The following is a 15,123-nucleotide window of genomic DNA, read 5'->3' as shown; positions in this document are numbered from 1 at the left end:
GTGGAAAGGGGGTTGGATGCTGCGGGCCGCATCCGATGAGGCTATGTTGCAGGACAGCATTTGATTAAAGAAATGAATTGTTCCTATGATGGCGATAGCCTATCTCAATGAACATTCGTTCTAAAGCCCTGAGCCGACCGCCGCATGAATCTTCGTGATCTCAAATATCTGGTCGCGCTCGCCGATCACAAGCATTTCGGTCGCGCCGCCGCCGCGAGCTTCGTCAGCCAGCCCACGCTCTCGACCCAGATCAAGAAGCTCGAGGACGAGTTGGGCGTGTCGCTGGTCGAACGTGCGCCGCGACGGGTGATGCTGACCCCGGTCGGCCGCGATATCGCCGAACGCGCGCGCAAGGTGATCGCCGACGTCGAACAGATGAGCGAGATCGCGCGGCGCAGCCAGGACCCGGAAGCCGGCACCGTGCGCCTGGGCCTGTTCCCTACCCTCGGCCCCTACCTGCTGCCGCACGTGGTGCCGGGCCTGCGCAAGCGTTTCCCGCGCCTGGAACTGCTGCTGGTCGAGGAAAAGACCGATCAGATCCTGGCGCGCCTGCGCGACGGCCGCCTCGACGCCGGCCTGCTCGCGCTGCCGGTGCACGACGACCAACTGCATATCGAGCCCTTGTTCGACGAGCCTTTCCTGCTGGCGGTGCCGCAGCAGCATCCGATGGCCGCGCAGGACTCGCTGGAATTGCACGACCTCGACGATCAGCATCTGCTGCTGCTGGAAGAAGGCCACTGCCTGCGCGATCAAGCGCTGGACGTGTGCCGCCTGGCCGGCGCCGACGAGCGCGACGGCTTCCGCGCCACCAGCCTGGAAACCCTGCGTCAGATGGTCGCGGCCGGGGTCGGCATCACCCTGCTGCCGATGCTGGCGGTGCAGCCGCCGGTGCCGGCCTCGCCGGACATCCAGCTGCTGCGTTTCCGCGGCGACGCCCCGCACCGCCAGATCGCGATGCTGTGGCGGCGCAGCTCGGCGATGTCGGACTTCCTCAGCGAACTCGCCGCCGAACTGCGCAAACTGCCGCAGGCGCTGCTGCAACCGCCCAAGGCGCCGACCAAAACGCGCCGACGCGCGGAGCGCGCCAACTGAGGCGGGCATCGCGTGGCTTGCGCATGCTGGCGCGGCCCACGCAGCGAACGTCGCCTGCTCAGGCGCCCACGCCGATCGGGCAGCTCACGCCGGTACCGCCCAGGCCGCAGTAGCCCATCGGGTTCTTGGCCAGGTATTGCTGGTGCTCGTCTTCGGCGTAGTAGAAGGTCGGCGCCGGGAATGCGATCTCGGTGCTGATCTCGCCGTAGCCGGCTTCGCGCAGGCGCGCCTGGAAGGCGTCGCGACTGGCCAACGCGGCGCGGTACTGATCCTCGTCGCTGCAATAGATCGCCGAGCGGTACTGGGTGCCGACATCGTTGCCCTGGCGCATGCCCTGGGTCGGGTCGTGGTTCTCCCAGAAGGTCTGCAACAGCGTGTCGAACGAGACCTGGGCAGGATCGTAGACCACCAGCACCGCCTCGGTGTGGCCGGTCTGGCCGCTGCAGACTTCGCGGTAGCTGGGGTTGGGCGTGTAACCGCCGGAATAGCCGACCGCGGTGGTGACCACGCCCGGCAGCGACCAGAACTTGCGTTCGGCGCCCCAGAAGCAGCCCATGCCGAACTGGACCTGGGCCAGGCCGGCGAACGCGTCGGGGCCGGCGCGCAGCGGGCGGCCGTGCACGTAGTGGGCGTCGTGCAAGGGCATGGCGTCGTTGCGGCCGGGCAGCGCGTCCTGCGGTTGCGGAAGACGTTGTTTGTTGGCGCCGATACCCAGCATGTCCGACTCCGGTGCGATCACGGGGGAATCCGTGGCTCAGAAATGCGGCGCCGGGGCGTTTTTTCAAGGGTTTGAGGGCGCTACCGGCGCGCGCCTTGCCCACCCGGAATGGCGACTCGCGCTGGCGATCGCGCGCCCGTCGCCCGAACCGAGACCGCGTTCGCGGTCCGTCGCGTGCCATCGCAGGATGCTCGGCGGACGCCGCCCGGTCCGCAGGGGGATGCCGCCTGGCGGCATCGCGACCGAGGCGAGGACTCTCCCGCCATCGAAGGAACCGACCCGAATGCATGCGAACGCGAGCTTGCGCGCCTGGTGCGCCTCCACCCTGCTGTCCGCGGGCCTGCTGTTGAGCGCCGCGCCGGCCCTAGCCGCCGACGAGTTCGGCAGCGATTGGGACGACCCGCGCACCGCCGATCCCGCGGTCGCGCGCCCGCCGACCGCGCATTGCACGGTCGAGATCCTCGACACCCATTTCGCCGACTTCGATTGGCACTACGGCCAGATCGCGCCGCCGGCCGCCTGTCCCGGCCCCTGGAACAAGGTCGTGCTGGAGATCGACGGCGCGGTCAAGGGCGTGCAGTACGACCGCCTGGGCTATCTGCAGATCGGCGGCATGACGGTGTTCTCGACCAGCACCCCGGAGCCTTCGCGCGAAGGCATCCAGTGGCACGTGGAGAAGGACATCAGCGCTTACGCCAGCCTGCTGCGCTCGCCGCAGCAGGTACGCATGTATCTGGGCAACGTGGTCAACGAAACCTACACCGGCGTGATCCACATCAAGGCGCGGGTGACGTTCTACAACGCCGACCGCCGCCATCCGGCCGTGGCCGCCGCCGACAGCGTCGTCGCGCTGACCGGCGAACGTCGCGACGGCGCGGATCTGATCGGCGACATCGCCCTGCCCGCGAACGCGCAGCGCTGGGTCGCCGAGGTGTACGCCACCGGCTCCGGCGGCGGTTGCGAGGAGTTCTGGTACTTCACCGCGCCGCCGCAGGCCGACTATTCCTGTCCGGCGCAGCACGGGCCGTATCGCGAAGTGCAGGTGCTGATCGACGGCCGCGTCGCCGGCATCGCCATGCCCTACCCGCACATCTACACCGGCGGCTGGTCCAATCCCTTCCTGTGGTACGTGATGCCGGCGCCGCGCGCGTTCAACATCGAACCGATCCGCTACGACCTCACGCCCTACATCGGCCTGGTCAACGACGGCCGTGCGCACGAGCTGCGCTTCCGCGTGGCCAATCTGCCCGACGGCGCCTCGGGCTGGACCCTGCAACCCAATCTGCAGGTCTGGCGCGATCCGCGCCGCGCGGTGACCCGCGGCGGCCTGCTCCGCTACGAACTCACCGCACTGGCCAACGATCCGGCCTATACGACGCTGCCCGACGGCCGCCATCAGGTCGACACCCGCGGCGGTCATCGCCTGCGCGCGAGCGGCTGGCTGGAGACCTCCCAGGGCCGCGTGATCACCCACGTCGACCGCATCGTCGGCAATCGCAATCTGCACCGGTGGGACGAGGGCGAGTACCACGACGGCGTCGAGGGCGATTGGGACGACACCGAAACCGTGACCCGCATCGGCGGCGGCCTGCCCTCGGTGGCGGTGAACTCGCAGAGCTTCGGCTTCGACGGCCTGCTCAGCTTCGAGCCGGTCGAGGACCACTATCGGGTGACTACGCGGCTCAAGATCTACGACGATGCCAACGCCCTGCAGACGCCGGCGCCGGGCACGACGCCGCTGGCGCAGGTCAAGCGCAACCGCTTCGACGGCGAGGCCGGCTGGAACTATGGCGTGCCGCGCGACCAACGCCATGCGGTGGGCCATTCGACGCAACGGCATCAGCGTTACGGCAGCCAGGGGTGCTACGACCACGAGATCGGTCAGAGCAATGGCTACGTGAACGTGGACCGGTACCGCTGCGGGCAGCCTTGAGGGTGCGAGACGTTCGCGCTGTGGGCGCGGCCCTCACCCCAACCCTCTCCCGCAAGCGGGAGAGGGAGCCGGTCGGTCGCGAATCGGCATCGTCGCGGTTCTGCGCTGATCGCGACGATGCGGCTCGCTTTCGGCTCGCTTTCGGCTCGCCGCGGCCTATCGGGGCGGTCGAATCGTCAGGTGCCCCAGGCCCACCGTCGCGACAGCGGGCTGCGTCGCCACAGCGCCGGCGCAGGCGAAATCAATAACTCAACAAAGCGTGCAGGCGCGCCGGGCTCTGCCAGCGCGCGCGCCCACCCAGGCCCGCCAGCTCGATCAGCACGCTGGCGCCGACCAGTTCGCCGCCCAGACGCTCGACCAAGGTGCGCGCCGCTTCCAGCGTGCCGCCGGTCGCGAGCACGTCGTCGACGATCAGGGTGCGCTCGCCCGGACGCAGGGCGTCGCTGCGTGCCTGCAGGCGGTCGCTGCCGTATTCGAGCTGGTAGTCCACCGACACCAGCGGCGGCGGCAGCTTGCCGGGCTTGCGCAGCGGCACGAAGCCGGCGTGCAGCTTCTGCGCCAACGCCGCGCCGAAGATGAAGCCGCGCGATTCGATCCCGCACACCGCCTGCACCCCGCTGCCCTGCCAGGGCTCGGCCAGCGCGTCGATGCAGCGCGCGAAACCGCCGGCGTCGGCCAACAGGGGCGTGACGTCGCGGAACACGATGCCCGGCTTGGGGAAATCGGCGACGTCGCGGATCAGGGAGCGAATCGATTGCATGCGGGTCCTGCTGAAGAAGAAACGTAGGGATGCCGGCACCGGCCTGCGCGGGCGCCGAGGAAGTCGGGAACGGGCGTCGAACGCAGCCGGTTCAGGCCGGCAGCCAGCCGATCGCGCCGGGGTCGGGTTCGTCGTCCTGAGCGGCGTCGGCCTGCGCCGCCTCGCCCAGCGACAACTGCTCGACGATGTCGCGCGCCTGCGGCCAGGCCGCCTCCGGCACGCAGACCTGGACCATGCCGAACACCGGCAGCTCGCCGACGCCGCCCAGCAGCGCCTCGCCTTTGAGGAAGACCGGGATTTCGGCGGCTTCCAGGGCGTGCCGCACCAGGTGCGCGTCGATCAGATTGGCGGCTTCGTAGACGACCTTCATCGTCGCGATCCTTCGGCCCACGGGGCCATTCGGGTCCGTAACCAGCATACGCCGGCCCTGCCCGCTCCGGGGCAGCCGCGGGGTGAGCCGCTCGCGCCGCGCCTACCCAAAACCACGGCACGGTTCCAGCCGCGCCAGTCCCGTCAGGGCAGGAAAACCCGCCAGCGGCTAAACTGGGCGTTCTCCCCTGCCTTCAAGTGCCGCATGTCCGCCGAGTCCGCACCCGCCACCGATTCCACCCCCGACGCCGCGCCGGTCAAGAACGACTTCATCCGGCAAATCGTTCGCGAGGACGTGGCCTCGGGCAAGCACGCGGCCATCCGCACGCGCTTCCCGCCCGAGCCCAACGGCTACCTGCACATCGGCCATGCCAAGGCGATCTGTCTGGACTTCGGCATCGCCCAGGAGTTCGGCGGGCGCTGCAACCTGCGTTTCGACGACACCAATCCGGCCAAGGAAGACCCCGAGTACGTGGCCGCGATCCAGGAGGACGTGCGCTGGCTGGGCTTCGACTGGGCCGAGCTGCGCCACGCCTCCGATTACTTCGAGGTGTTCTACCTGGCCGGCGAAAAGCTGATCCGCCAGGGCGACGCCTTCGTCTGCGACCTCAGCGCCGAGGAAGTGCGCGCCTACCGCGGCACCCTCAACGAGCCGGGCCGCAACTCGCCGTATCGCGAGCGCAGCGTCGAAGAAAACCTCGACCTGTACCGGCGCATGCGCGCGGGCGAGTTCGCCGACGGCGCGCGCACCCTGCGCGCCAAGATCGACATGGCCTCGGGCAACATCAACCTGCGCGATCCGGCCCTGTACCGGATCAAGAAGGTGAGCCACCAGAACACCGGCGACGCCTGGCCGATCTATCCGATGTACGACTTCGCCCATTCGCTCAGCGATTCCTGCGAAGGCATCACCCACTCGCTGTGTACGCTGGAGTTCGAGGACCACCGCCCGCTGTACGACTGGTGCGTGGCCAAGGTCGACCTGCCCAACTCGCCCGAACTGCTGGCACCGCTGCTGGCCCGGGGCCTGCCGAACGAGGCTGCGATCCCGCGCCAGATCGAGTTCTCGCGCGCCAACCTCAACTACACCGTGATGAGCAAGCGCAAGCTCATGGTGCTGGTGCAGGAGAAGCTGGTCGACGGCTGGGACGATCCGCGCATGCCGACCCTGCAGGGCATCCGCCGCCGCGGCTACACCCCGGCGTCGCTGCGCCTGTGGGCCGAGCGCCTGGGCGTGAGCAAGCAGAACTCGGTGATCGACTATTCGGTGCTGGAAGGCTGCCTGCGCGAGGACCTCGACGCGGCCGCGGCGCGGCGCATGGCGGTGATCGACCCGCTCAAGCTGGTCATCAGCAACCTCGACGACGCGCACGAGGAATTCCTGCACTTCTCCAACCACCCGAAGGACGAAAGCTTCGGCGCGCGCCAGATTCCGTTCTCCAACCAGCTGTGGATCGAGCGCGAGGACTTCGAGGAAGTCCCGCCCAAGGGCTACAAGCGCCTGATCCCGGGCGGCGAAGTGCGCCTGCGCGGCGCCGGCATCCTGCGCTGCGACGAGGTGATCAAGAACGCCGCCGGCGAGATCGTCGAGCTGCGCGGCAGCCTCGATCCCGAGTCGCGCCCCGGCATGGCCGGCGCCGACCGCAAGATCAAGGGCACCATCCACTGGGTCAGCGCGCGCCACGCGATCCCCGCCGAAGTGCGCCTGTACGACCGTCTGTTCGACGTCGCCGCGCCGGACGACGACAGCGACGGCAAGACCTACCAGGACCACCTCAACCCGAACTCGCGCCGCACCACCGTCGGCTACGTCGAACCCTCGGCCGCGCAGGCTGCGCCCGAGACCGCGTTCCAGTTCGAGCGTGTGGGCTACTTCGTCGCCGACCGCCACGACCACAGCCCCGCGCATCCGGTGTTCAACCGCAGCGTGACCCTGCGCGACACCTGGGCCAGCAAGGCCTGACGCCATGACTCGCCGACTCTTCGTACCGTTGCTGGGCGCGCTGCTGCTGTCGCTGCTGGCCGCGTGCTCCTCGCCCGCTCCCGCGCCCGCGGCAACGGCGACCGCGCCCGAACCGGCGGCGCCCGCGCCGCAGTTTCCGGCACCGGGCCAGCATTCCGAGGCGCTGGAACCGGTGGCGATCGCGATGGACCTGAGCTGCGCCAGCGACAACGACTGCGTGGTCAAGAACGTCGGCAACTGCTGCGGCCAGTTCAACGCCTGCGTCAATCGCGGCAGCCCGGCCGACCCCTCGGCGGTGATGGCCCAGTGCGCGAAGGAAGGCAAGATGTCGATGTGCGGCTCGCCGGTGATCGCCGGCTGCGCCTGCGTCCAGGGCCAATGCCGCGGCGTCGCCGCCCAGCAGGGAGTGCCGATGTGAGCGCCGCCCCCGCCCCTTTGCAGGCCCGCGTCGAGCTGCTGCTGCCGGATTGGATCGACGATGCGGTCGATCGTCAGCGCCGCTACCTCAGCGACGAGGACAAGGTCGCCCTGGCGGTGGAACTGTCGCGGCGCAATATCGACGTCGGCAGCGGCGGCCCGTTCGGCGCCGCGGTGTTCGACCACGACGGCCGCGTGATCGGCGTGGGCGTGAACCGGGTGGTGCCGCAGACCTGTTCGGTCGCGCACGCCGAGATGATGGCCTTCATGACCGCGCAGACCGCGCTGGGGCGCTACCGCCTCAACGAAGTCGGCGCCATGACCCTGGCGACCTCGGCCCAGCCCTGCTGCATGTGTTACGGCGCCAGCTTCTGGGCCGGCATCGATACCTTGCTGATCGGCGCGCGCTCCGAAGACGTGATGGCGCTGACCGAGTTCGACGAAGGCCCGCTGCCGGCGGACTGGATCGGCGAGCTCGAGCGCCGCGGCATCGCGGTGCGCCGCGACCTCCACCGCGACGCCGCGCGCGAGGTGCTGCGGCGTTATGGCGAGAGCGGCGTGGCTTATTGAAGCCGGAAGTGAGCGTAGAGAAGTGAGGAGTGAGTAAAGGCCGTATGCTGGCTCGGGACTCCGCCTCCATCGCCCGTTCGCCGTCGCTCACTCCTCACTTCTCCAAGCCCACTCCTGCCGTTATGACTGAGCAAGCGCTGTTCTGCTGGTGCCGCGCCGGCTTCGAGCCCGAACTGGCGGCCGAACTCAACGAGCGCGCGGCGATCGCGGGCCACCCCGGCTATGCGCGCACCGAACGCGGCAGCGGCTATGTCGAATTCCTGTGCGAGGACCCGGCCGCGCTGGCGCGCGCGCTGCCGCTGGACCGGCTGATCTTCGCGCGCCAGAAACTGCTGCGCCTGGCCGATCTGCGCGGCCTGGATCCGCGCGACCGCATCACCCCGATCCTGGCCGCGCTCGACGCCGCGATCGAGCAAGGCGCGCCCGCGCTGTACGGCGAACTCTGGGTCGAGCACCCCGATTCCGACGCCGGCAAGCCGCTGGCCGGCCTGGCGCGCAGCTTCGGCAACGCCCTACGCCCGGCGCTGCGCAAGGCCGGCCGCCTCACCGCCAGCGACGATACCCAGCGCCCGCGCCTGCACATCGTGTTCCTCGACGGCGACCACGCCATGGTCGCGGTCGCCGATACGCGCGACGCCTCGCCCTGGCCCTTGGGCATCCCGCGCCTGCGCATGCACCCCGACGCACCCAGCCGTTCGGCGCTGAAGCTGGAAGAAGCGCTGCTGACCCTGTTGGACGACGAGGAACGCGAACGCCTGGTGCGCGACAACATGCAGGCCGCCGACCTAGGCGCCGCGCCCGGCGGCTGGACCTGGGTGCTGATGCGCAACGGCATGAAGGTGACCTCGGTCGACAACGGCCCGCTGCGCCAGGCCTTGCTCGACAGCGGCCGCGTCGATCACCTGCGCGCCGACGGTTTCCAATGGCAGCCGCGCCGCACCGTGGACTGGATGGTCTGCGACATGGTCGAACAGCCCAGCCGCGTCGCCGAACGCATGGCGACCTGGCTGCGCGAAGGCTGGTGCCGACAGACCATCTTCAATCTCAAACTGCCGATGAAGAAGCGTTGGGAGGAGACCCGCGTGTGTCTGGAGTTGTTCGAGCACCAGACGCACCGGCCGCTGGTGATACGCGCGCGCCAGCTGTATCACGATCGCGAAGAGATCACGGTGTACGCGCGGCCGCGCTGAGGCGCCCGTTCATCGCGCATCGACGCCGTTCAGCCGGCGTTTCGCTCGTTTACATCGGATTGACCGCGTCGGGTCTAGGGTCGCCATTCCCCCACCCGCACGAAGGTCACGATGAATAGGCATGCCTACCAACGCGTCACGTCCCTGAGTCGGATCACCCTGCTGGCCATGGCGATCGCCGCCGCCGGCATCAGCACGCAGGCCGCGGCCCAGCAGGCCAAGTCCAAGGTCGGCGCGCAGGTCAACGCCAACGCCGATGCCAAGGTCGCCGTCGACGATGCGCGCAATGCGCGCGACGATGCCGCGGCTGCGCAAACCGCCGCGCAAGCGGCGATCGCGGCGCGCAAGGCCGGCGCGGTCACCGAGCACGGCGCCGCCATCGCGGCGGCGACGTCCTATCAAGCCAAGCAATCCTCGATCGAGGCGCAGACCGCGGCCCAGCGCGCGGTGAGCGCGGCGCAGGAAGCCCAGGCCGCGCAGACCGCGGCCCAGACCGGCGCCAATCCGGTCGCGGCCGCCGCCGAAGCGGGTCAGGCCGCGCTGGCCGCGCGCGACGCCAGCAGCGCCGCCGCCGATGCCAGCCTGCGCGCGCAGGCCGCCGCCGACGCCACCGCGCAAGCGACCACCGCGCCGCCGGCATCGCAGGCCAGCGTCGGTTACCGCATCGATTTCCCGGCCCTGGACGGCGATCGCGACGGCCGCATCAACCGCACCGAAGCCGGCGGCCACGCGGCGCTGACCGCCGACTTCGTCCTGCTGGATATCGACGGCGACGGTTATCTGAGCCCGCGCGAACTGGAAGGACGCATGTAAGCGCGGCGGCCGGCCCGGCCGAACGCCATGAGGCATCGCGACGCCCCGATCGTTCGGGGCGTCGCGCTGTGCGGCGGCCATTGGGCCCCATGCCTTCCGTCAGATGCGGCCCCGCGCGGTCTCCGTATAGTCGGACGATCGCCCCCGCCCGCGCCGAGACCCGCATGAACACGTTATTCCCGCTGATCGTCGCCGCGCTCGCCGTCGTGGCGCCGGGCGCATACGCCGCCCCCGCCGCCAACGCCAAGCCGGCCGCCGATCCGCTGTTCGACACGGTCTCGGCCCTGGACGCCGCGGTGTTCGATGCCTTCAACACCTGCGACAAACCCGGGCAATTGCAGAAGCACGCCGACTACTTCGACGAAGGCGTCGAGTTCTATCACGACAACGGCGGCGTCACCTGGTCGCGCAAGGACATGCTCGCCAATACCGAGAAATACGTGTGCGGCCACTTCCGTCGCGAGCTGATCGCGGGCAGCCTCAAGGTATTCCCGATCAAGGATTTCGGCGCGATCGCCCAGGGCTCGCACCGCTTCTGCCAGTTCGACAGCGGCCGCTGCGACGGCATCGCCGATTTCGTGATCGTGTGGCGGCTGAAGGACGGGGTCTGGCAGATCACCCGCGTGCTCAGCTACGGGCACCGCCCCAACACCTGAGCGCGGGCCGCGAACCGCAAACCCGGGCGCACGCGGCGCGCGGGCTTTGCCGTACATTGCCGGTTCCGTCCGCCGCCGCCCACGCCCGATGACCGATCTCTCCGCGCCCCCCGCGCCCGCCGCACGCGCCCTGGATCGCAAGGACCTGCGCACGCTGTCGCTGGCCGCACTGGGCGGCGCGCTGGAGTTCTACGATTTCGTCATCTTCGTCTTCCTGACCGAGAGCCTGCGCCAGCTGTTCTTTCCGCCCGACATGCCGGGCTGGCTGTCGACCCTGCAGGTCTACGGCATCTTCGCCGCCGGTTATCTGGTGCGACCGATCGGCGGCATCGTGATGGCCCACTTCGGCGACCGCTCCGGGCGCAAGCGCATGTTCACCCTCAGCGTGTTCCTGATGGCGCTGCCGACCCTGGGCATCGGCCTGCTGCCGGTGTACGCGCAGATCGGCATCGCCGCGCCGCTGTTGCTGCTGGCGCTGCGCATCGTCCAGGGCATCGCGATCGGCGGCGAAGTGCCCGGCGCCTGGACCTTCGTGGCCGAGCACGTGCCGCCGAACCGGGTCGGCTTCGCCTGCGCCAGCCTCTCGGCCGGGCTTACCGCCGGCATCCTGATCGGCTCGCTGATCTCGGCCGCGGTCAACACCTGGTTCGCGCCGGCGCAGGTGCTGGACTGGGCCTGGCGCCTGCCGTTCCTGATCGGCGGCGTATTCGGTTTCTTCGCCGTGTACCTGCGGCGCTGGCTCAGCGAGACGCCGGTGTTCACGGCCATGCGCGAGAGCCGTCAGCTGGTGCAGGAGCTGCCCCTGAAGCGGGTGCTGCGCGAGCACGCGGGCGGCGTGGCGCTGTCGATGCTGGTGACCTGGCTGCTGACCGCGGCGATCGTGGTGATCGTCCTGATGACGCCGACCATCGTGCAGCAGCGCTTCGGCATCGCGCCCGCGCAGGCCTTTCTGGGCAACAGCCTGGCCGCGTTCTGCCTGACCCTGAGCGCGGTCGGCGCGGGCCTGCTCGCGGACAAGATCGGGCGCGCGCGCGCCCTGCTGATCGGCGCGCTGGGCGTGCTGCTGAGCAGCTACGCGCTCTACTACGACCTCAATCACGGCGCCCAGCACTTCCTGCTGATGTACGCGCTGGCCGGCGTCTTCGTCGGCGTGGTCGGGGTGATCCCGGCGGTGATGGTGGCCGCGTTCCCGGCGCCGGTGCGATTCTCGGGCCTGTCGTTTTCCTACAACGTCGCCTATGCGGTGTTCGGCGCCAGCACGCCGCCGCTGCTGGCCTCGCCGTGGATGCGCGGGCTGGGCGGCATGGCGCCGGCGTACTACGTGATGGCGGTGGCCGCGATCGGCGTGGCGGTGGCACTGTACCTGTTGCTCAGGCGACCGCCGTCCTACGTGGGCTGAGGCGCCGCGCGCGTACTTACACGCCCGCGGCGCGGCGCCAGAACGCGTGCGTGACCGGCGGCAGCTTGCCGGCCAGGCCCAGCAGCGGGCCGCGCAACAAGGTCGCGGCGACCGCGTCGTTGGAGAACAGACGATTGAGGCCGTCGAAGCCGTAGGCGGCCAAGGCGTTCTCGCTGCGGCGTTCGCGCTCCCAGCGCTGCAGACGGGTGGCGCCGCCGGGATCGGCGCCGCGGCGCTGCGCGCCCGCGAGCACGCCGCGCAAGGCGGCGATGTCGCGCAGGCCCAGGTTCACGCCCTGCCCGGCCAGCGGATGCACCACGTGCGCGGCGTCGCCGGCGATCGCGACGCGGCCGCTCACGTACTTCTGCGCGAGCTGTCGGCGCAAGGGGAAGGCGACGCGCTTGGACACGCCGGTGATCGCGCCCAGACGCCCACCGAAGGCATGCCCGAGTTCGCGCTGGAAGCCGGTGTCGTCGACTTCGAGCAGACGTTCGGCCTCGGCCGTGGGCAAGGTCCAGACGATCGAGCTGCGGCGCCCGTCGTGCCCCGCATAAGGCAGGAACGCGAGCGGCCCGGTGGGCAGGAAGCGCTGCCAGCAGGTCGCCTGATGCGGCTGCGCGTGATCGACGTAGGCGACCAGGCCGTGCTGGCCGTAGTCGTGCGCGGGCGCCTCGATGCCGGCCAGGCCGCGCAGCTGCGATTCGGCGCCGTCGGCGCCCAGCACCAGGCGCGCGCGCAGGCGGCTGCCGCCGGCCAGCAGCAGTTCGGCGCTGTCGCCCTCGGGCGTCTGTTCCAGGCCGACGACTTGTTCGGGGCAATGCAGGCGCACGCCGGCGGCCGGCAAGGCCGCCCACAGGCGATCGACCAGCAAGCCGTGTTCGACGATCCAGCCCAGCTCGCGCCGGCCGAAGGCATCGGCCTCGAAGCTGAGCTCGCCGCCGCCGGCCGCGTCCCAGACCCGCATCGCGCGATACGGCTGCGCGCGCGCGTCGAGCACGCCGCGCCACACGCCGAGATCGTCGAGCAGGGCCGCGTTGTCGGGCGCGAACGCGTACACGCGCAGGTCGGGCGCGTCCTCGCGCCAGCGCGGCGGCTCGCGGCTTTCGACCAGCGCCACGTCCAGGCCGTCGCGCGCGAACGCCAGCGCGGCGGCCGCGCCGACCACGCCGGCGCCGACCACGATCACGTCCAGCGGACCGCGCCGGCTCATGCCTGCGCCCCGCGGCACAGGGCCGGCACATCGCCGCGATAGCCCATCGCGCCGCCGACCAGATAGGCCTGCACCGACGGCAGCCGATCGGCCGCGAACAGGCCCAGGCTGCGCAGCGGCCGCAGCAGCGGCGATGCGTTGGCGGTGACCCGGGCCAGGCCGTCGGAGAACGCGATGGTGCGTTCGCGGTCCTCCCGGCGGCGGCGTTCGTAGGCGTCGAGCAGGGCCGGCGCGCCGCAGTCGAGCTCACCGGTGTCGCTACGCGCGGCTTCGATCAGTTCGGCCAGGGTCAGCGCATCGCGCAGGCCGAGGTTGAAGCCCTGCGCGCCGATCGGGTGGATGGTCTGGGCGGCGTTGCCGATCAGCAGCACACGCGCGGCCACGCGGCGCTGGGCCAGCACGCGGATCGCCGGATAGGCGTTGCGCGCGCCGCAGGCGAGGAAGCGGCCGACCCGCCAGCCGAACGCGTCCTGGGCCTGGGCCAGGAAACCGGCCTCGTCCAGGCCCGCGACCGCATCGGCCTGCTCGCGCAGCACGCCGTGGACCAAACCGTAGTGGCCGTCGCCGCGCGGCAGCAACGCGGTCGGGCCGCCTTCGCCCAGGCGTTCGTAGGCGGTGCCGTCGGGCGCGCGCTCGGCGCGCAGGCGGGTCACGAACAAGGTCTGTTGGTAGTCGTGCTCGTCCACGGCGATGTCCAGCGCCTCGCGCACGCCGCTGCGGGTGCCGTCGGCGGCGACCAGCAGGCGCGCATGCAGCACGCGCTCGCCGGCGCCGTCGGCGACCCGCACCGCGCGCGTGCCGCCGTCGTCCTCGGCCAGGCCGACGAAGCGCAGCGGACGGTAGCGCTGCAGGCGCGGCAGTTCCGCCAGACGCGCCTCCAGGGCCTCGCCGAAGTCGCGCGCGGTCACCACCCGGCCGAACTCCTCGCGGCCGTAGCGGTGCGCGTCGAGCAGGCTGCGGCCGAAATCGCCGCGCCGGCTGATGTGGATGCGGCGGATCGCGCCGCTGGGCGCGCGCAGCTTCTGCAGCACGCCCAAGGCGCCCAGGGCGTTGACGGTGGCCTCGGCGAAGCTGAGGTTGCGTTCGTCGAACACCGCCGGCAGCGCGCCCGGCGGCGCGGCCTCGATCAGGCCGACGCGCAGGCCGCTGCGGTCCAGGGCGATCGCCAGGCTGGCGCCGACCAGGCCGCCGCCGACGATCAGCACATCGTGGAGGGTCTGCGCCGGATCGGAGGGCGCGTGGGCGTCTTGGTTCATGCGTTCATGATACGACCGCACCCGCGACGAATCCGTGGCCGCCGCGCGCATTCGCGCTTTCGCGCCCGGCCGGCATCCTCCGATCAAGCACTTAGCGACCGGATACGGCACTTTCGCCGCAGGTTCCTTAGAATGGCGGGATTGGCGCGCCAGTCCGGCGTCGGGAGCCTTAGCCATGAAGCCCACCACCCAACGCAGTCTGATCCTCGCCCTGCTGGCCCTATTGATGGTCGCCACGCGCGTCAATCACTGGGCGCCGATCCCGGACGCCTCCTGGGCGGTGTTCTTCATCGGCGGCTTCTACCTGCGCCAGTGGACGCGCTGGGCCTTCCCGGCCCTGATGGCGCTGGCGGTCGTGGTCGACTACGCGGTCATCACCGGCCAGGGCCAGAGCTTCTGGCAGCACTACTGCGTGTCGGCGGCGTACTGGTTCCTGGTGCCGGCCTACTTCGCGATGTGGGCCGGCGGCCTGTTCGTCGCGCACCACTACTCGCGCAGCTGGCGCAGCCTGGCCCTGACCGCGGTCGCCCTGGTCGCCTCGACGATGGTCTGCCAGCTGCTCAGCCAGGGCGGCTTCTACTGGCTGTCGGCCTCGGTGGCCGAGAAGACCGTGGCCGGCTGGGCCGCGAATTACGTCCAGTGGCTGCTGCCCTACATGCAGACCGCCGCCACCTACGTCGGCATCGCCGCGGTCGTGCATGCGATCGTCGCCGCGGCCGCCGGCAAGCCCGCGGCGGCCAGCGCGAACGTCGCCGACAAGCGCTGATCCGCGCCGGC

General features: G+C 70.5%; 15 protein-coding genes. 10 read left to right on the top strand and 5 right to left on the bottom strand.

The window, feature by feature from the left end; translation table 11 throughout:
- The first annotated feature begins 144 nt into the window (after window positions 1–144).
- Window positions 145–1,092, top strand: a complete 948-nt coding sequence (gene oxyR / locus BMZ45_RS19600; RefSeq protein ID WP_091638193.1) for a DNA-binding transcriptional regulator OxyR — start codon at window positions 145–147, stop codon at window positions 1,090–1,092.
- A gap of 58 nt (window positions 1,093–1,150) precedes the next feature.
- On the opposite strand, the gene msrA is transcribed toward oxyR, so the two are convergent.
- Complete coding sequence (msrA, locus tag BMZ45_RS19595) at window positions 1,151–1,810, bottom strand: peptide-methionine (S)-S-oxide reductase MsrA (RefSeq protein WP_091638192.1); 660 nt, start codon at window positions 1,808–1,810, stop codon at window positions 1,151–1,153.
- Window positions 1,811–2,093: 283 nt separating this feature from the next.
- On the opposite strand from msrA, the gene BMZ45_RS19590 reads away from it, so the two are divergent.
- Window positions 2,094–3,743, top strand: a complete 1,650-nt coding sequence (locus BMZ45_RS19590; protein ID WP_091638191.1) for a peptide-N4-asparagine amidase — start codon at window positions 2,094–2,096, stop codon at window positions 3,741–3,743.
- Between the two features lie 241 nt (window positions 3,744–3,984).
- Here BMZ45_RS19590 and BMZ45_RS19585 read toward each other — a convergent pair whose 3' ends face one another.
- Together BMZ45_RS19585 and BMZ45_RS19580 are read right to left on the bottom strand one after the other, a co-directional pair.
- Window positions 3,985–4,503, bottom strand: a complete 519-nt coding sequence (locus BMZ45_RS19585) for an adenine phosphoribosyltransferase (RefSeq protein ID WP_091638190.1) — start codon at window positions 4,501–4,503, stop codon at window positions 3,985–3,987.
- A gap of 91 nt (window positions 4,504–4,594) precedes the next feature.
- Window positions 4,595–4,873 carry a putative signal transducing protein gene (locus BMZ45_RS19580; RefSeq protein ID WP_091638189.1) on the bottom strand — a complete coding sequence of 93 codons (279 nt, stop codon included), beginning with the start codon at window positions 4,871–4,873 and terminating at the stop codon, window positions 4,595–4,597.
- 204 nt (window positions 4,874–5,077) lie between these two features.
- Here BMZ45_RS19580 and BMZ45_RS19575 point away from each other — a divergent pair, with 204 nt between their 5' ends.
- The 7 genes from BMZ45_RS19575 (at window position 5,078) to BMZ45_RS19545 (ending at window position 11,880) form a co-directional block, all read left to right on the top strand.
- A complete protein-coding gene (locus tag BMZ45_RS19575) occupies window positions 5,078–6,835 on the top strand; it encodes a glutamine--tRNA ligase/YqeY domain fusion protein (protein WP_091638188.1) in 1,758 nt (585 codons plus the stop codon).
- A 4-nt stretch (window positions 6,836–6,839) separates the two neighbouring features.
- Window positions 6,840–7,253, top strand: a complete 414-nt coding sequence (locus BMZ45_RS19570; protein ID WP_091638187.1) for a hypothetical protein — start codon at window positions 6,840–6,842, stop codon at window positions 7,251–7,253.
- Window positions 7,250–7,822 carry a nucleoside deaminase gene (locus tag BMZ45_RS19565; protein ID WP_254776703.1) on the top strand — a complete coding sequence of 191 codons (573 nt, stop codon included), beginning with the start codon at window positions 7,250–7,252 and terminating at the stop codon, window positions 7,820–7,822. Before BMZ45_RS19570 ends, BMZ45_RS19565 begins: the two co-directional genes overlap by 4 nt.
- A 122-nt stretch (window positions 7,823–7,944) precedes the next feature.
- Window positions 7,945–9,012 carry a 23S rRNA (cytidine(2498)-2'-O)-methyltransferase RlmM gene (gene rlmM, locus BMZ45_RS19560; protein WP_091638185.1) on the top strand — a complete coding sequence of 356 codons (1,068 nt, stop codon included), beginning with the start codon at window positions 7,945–7,947 and terminating at the stop codon, window positions 9,010–9,012.
- A gap of 111 nt (window positions 9,013–9,123) precedes the next feature.
- Window positions 9,124–9,825 carry an EF-hand domain-containing protein gene (locus tag BMZ45_RS19555; protein WP_139215594.1) on the top strand — a complete coding sequence of 234 codons (702 nt, stop codon included), beginning with the start codon at window positions 9,124–9,126 and terminating at the stop codon, window positions 9,823–9,825.
- Between the two features lie 164 nt (window positions 9,826–9,989).
- The gene (locus tag BMZ45_RS19550; RefSeq protein ID WP_175489160.1) at window positions 9,990–10,481 is read left to right on the top strand and encodes a nuclear transport factor 2 family protein; all 492 of its coding nucleotides are present in this window, start codon (window positions 9,990–9,992) and stop codon (window positions 10,479–10,481) included.
- Window positions 10,482–10,569: 88 nt separating this feature from the next.
- A complete protein-coding gene (locus BMZ45_RS19545; RefSeq protein ID WP_091638182.1) occupies window positions 10,570–11,880 on the top strand; it encodes an MFS transporter in 1,311 nt (436 codons plus the stop codon).
- 16 nt (window positions 11,881–11,896) lie between these two features.
- On the opposite strand, the gene BMZ45_RS19540 is transcribed toward BMZ45_RS19545, so the two are convergent.
- Entirely contained in the window at window positions 11,897–13,090 is a 1,194-nt protein-coding gene (locus BMZ45_RS19540) for an FAD-dependent oxidoreductase (RefSeq protein WP_091638251.1), read from the bottom strand.
- Window positions 13,087–14,346, bottom strand: coding sequence for a 2-octaprenyl-6-methoxyphenyl hydroxylase (gene ubiH / locus BMZ45_RS19535; protein ID WP_091638181.1), 1,260 nt, complete (start codon window positions 14,344–14,346; stop codon window positions 13,087–13,089). The genes BMZ45_RS19540 and ubiH overlap by 4 nt, the downstream gene beginning before the upstream one ends.
- Before the next feature lie 175 nt (window positions 14,347–14,521).
- Between ubiH and BMZ45_RS19530 the strand changes: the two genes are divergently transcribed.
- On the top strand, window positions 14,522–15,112 hold the full coding sequence (locus BMZ45_RS19530) for a hypothetical protein (RefSeq protein ID WP_254776702.1): 591 nt from the start codon (window positions 14,522–14,524) through the stop codon (window positions 15,110–15,112).
- Window positions 15,113–15,123: the final 11 nt, after the last annotated feature.

Source organism: Lysobacter sp. cf310 (assembly GCF_900114355.1).
Taxonomy (GTDB): domain Bacteria; phylum Pseudomonadota; class Gammaproteobacteria; order Xanthomonadales; family Xanthomonadaceae; genus Lysobacter.
Note: the sequence above shows the minus strand (reverse complement) of the source record. Positions and strands in the feature narration are given on the sequence as shown.

Excerpts from the sequence above, each read along its gene's own strand:
- BMZ45_RS19585 (WP_091638190.1), bottom strand. The coding sequence starts at position 4,503 with ATGCAATCGATTCGCTCCCTGATCCGCGACGTCGCCGATTTCCCCAAG.
- BMZ45_RS19555 (WP_139215594.1), top strand. The coding sequence starts at position 9,124 with ATGAATAGGCATGCCTACCAACGCGTCACGTCCCTGAGTCGGATCACC.
- BMZ45_RS19570 (WP_091638187.1), top strand. The coding sequence starts at position 6,840 with ATGACTCGCCGACTCTTCGTACCGTTGCTGGGCGCGCTGCTGCTGTCG.
- BMZ45_RS19530 (WP_254776702.1), top strand. The coding sequence starts at position 14,522 with ATGAAGCCCACCACCCAACGCAGTCTGATCCTCGCCCTGCTGGCCCTA.
- oxyR (WP_091638193.1), top strand. The coding sequence starts at position 145 with ATGAATCTTCGTGATCTCAAATATCTGGTCGCGCTCGCCGATCACAAG.
- BMZ45_RS19540 (WP_091638251.1), bottom strand. The coding sequence starts at position 13,090 with ATGAGCCGGCGCGGTCCGCTGGACGTGATCGTGGTCGGCGCCGGCGTG.
- ubiH (WP_091638181.1), bottom strand. The coding sequence starts at position 14,346 with ATGAACCAAGACGCCCACGCGCCCTCCGATCCGGCGCAGACCCTCCAC.
- BMZ45_RS19590 (WP_091638191.1), top strand. The coding sequence starts at position 2,094 with ATGCATGCGAACGCGAGCTTGCGCGCCTGGTGCGCCTCCACCCTGCTG.
- rlmM (WP_091638185.1), top strand. The coding sequence starts at position 7,945 with ATGACTGAGCAAGCGCTGTTCTGCTGGTGCCGCGCCGGCTTCGAGCCC.
- BMZ45_RS19550 (WP_175489160.1), top strand. The coding sequence starts at position 9,990 with ATGAACACGTTATTCCCGCTGATCGTCGCCGCGCTCGCCGTCGTGGCG.
- msrA (WP_091638192.1), bottom strand. The coding sequence starts at position 1,810 with ATGCTGGGTATCGGCGCCAACAAACAACGTCTTCCGCAACCGCAGGAC.
- BMZ45_RS19580 (WP_091638189.1), bottom strand. The coding sequence starts at position 4,873 with ATGAAGGTCGTCTACGAAGCCGCCAATCTGATCGACGCGCACCTGGTG.
- BMZ45_RS19545 (WP_091638182.1), top strand. The coding sequence starts at position 10,570 with ATGACCGATCTCTCCGCGCCCCCCGCGCCCGCCGCACGCGCCCTGGAT.
- BMZ45_RS19575 (WP_091638188.1), top strand. The coding sequence starts at position 5,078 with ATGTCCGCCGAGTCCGCACCCGCCACCGATTCCACCCCCGACGCCGCG.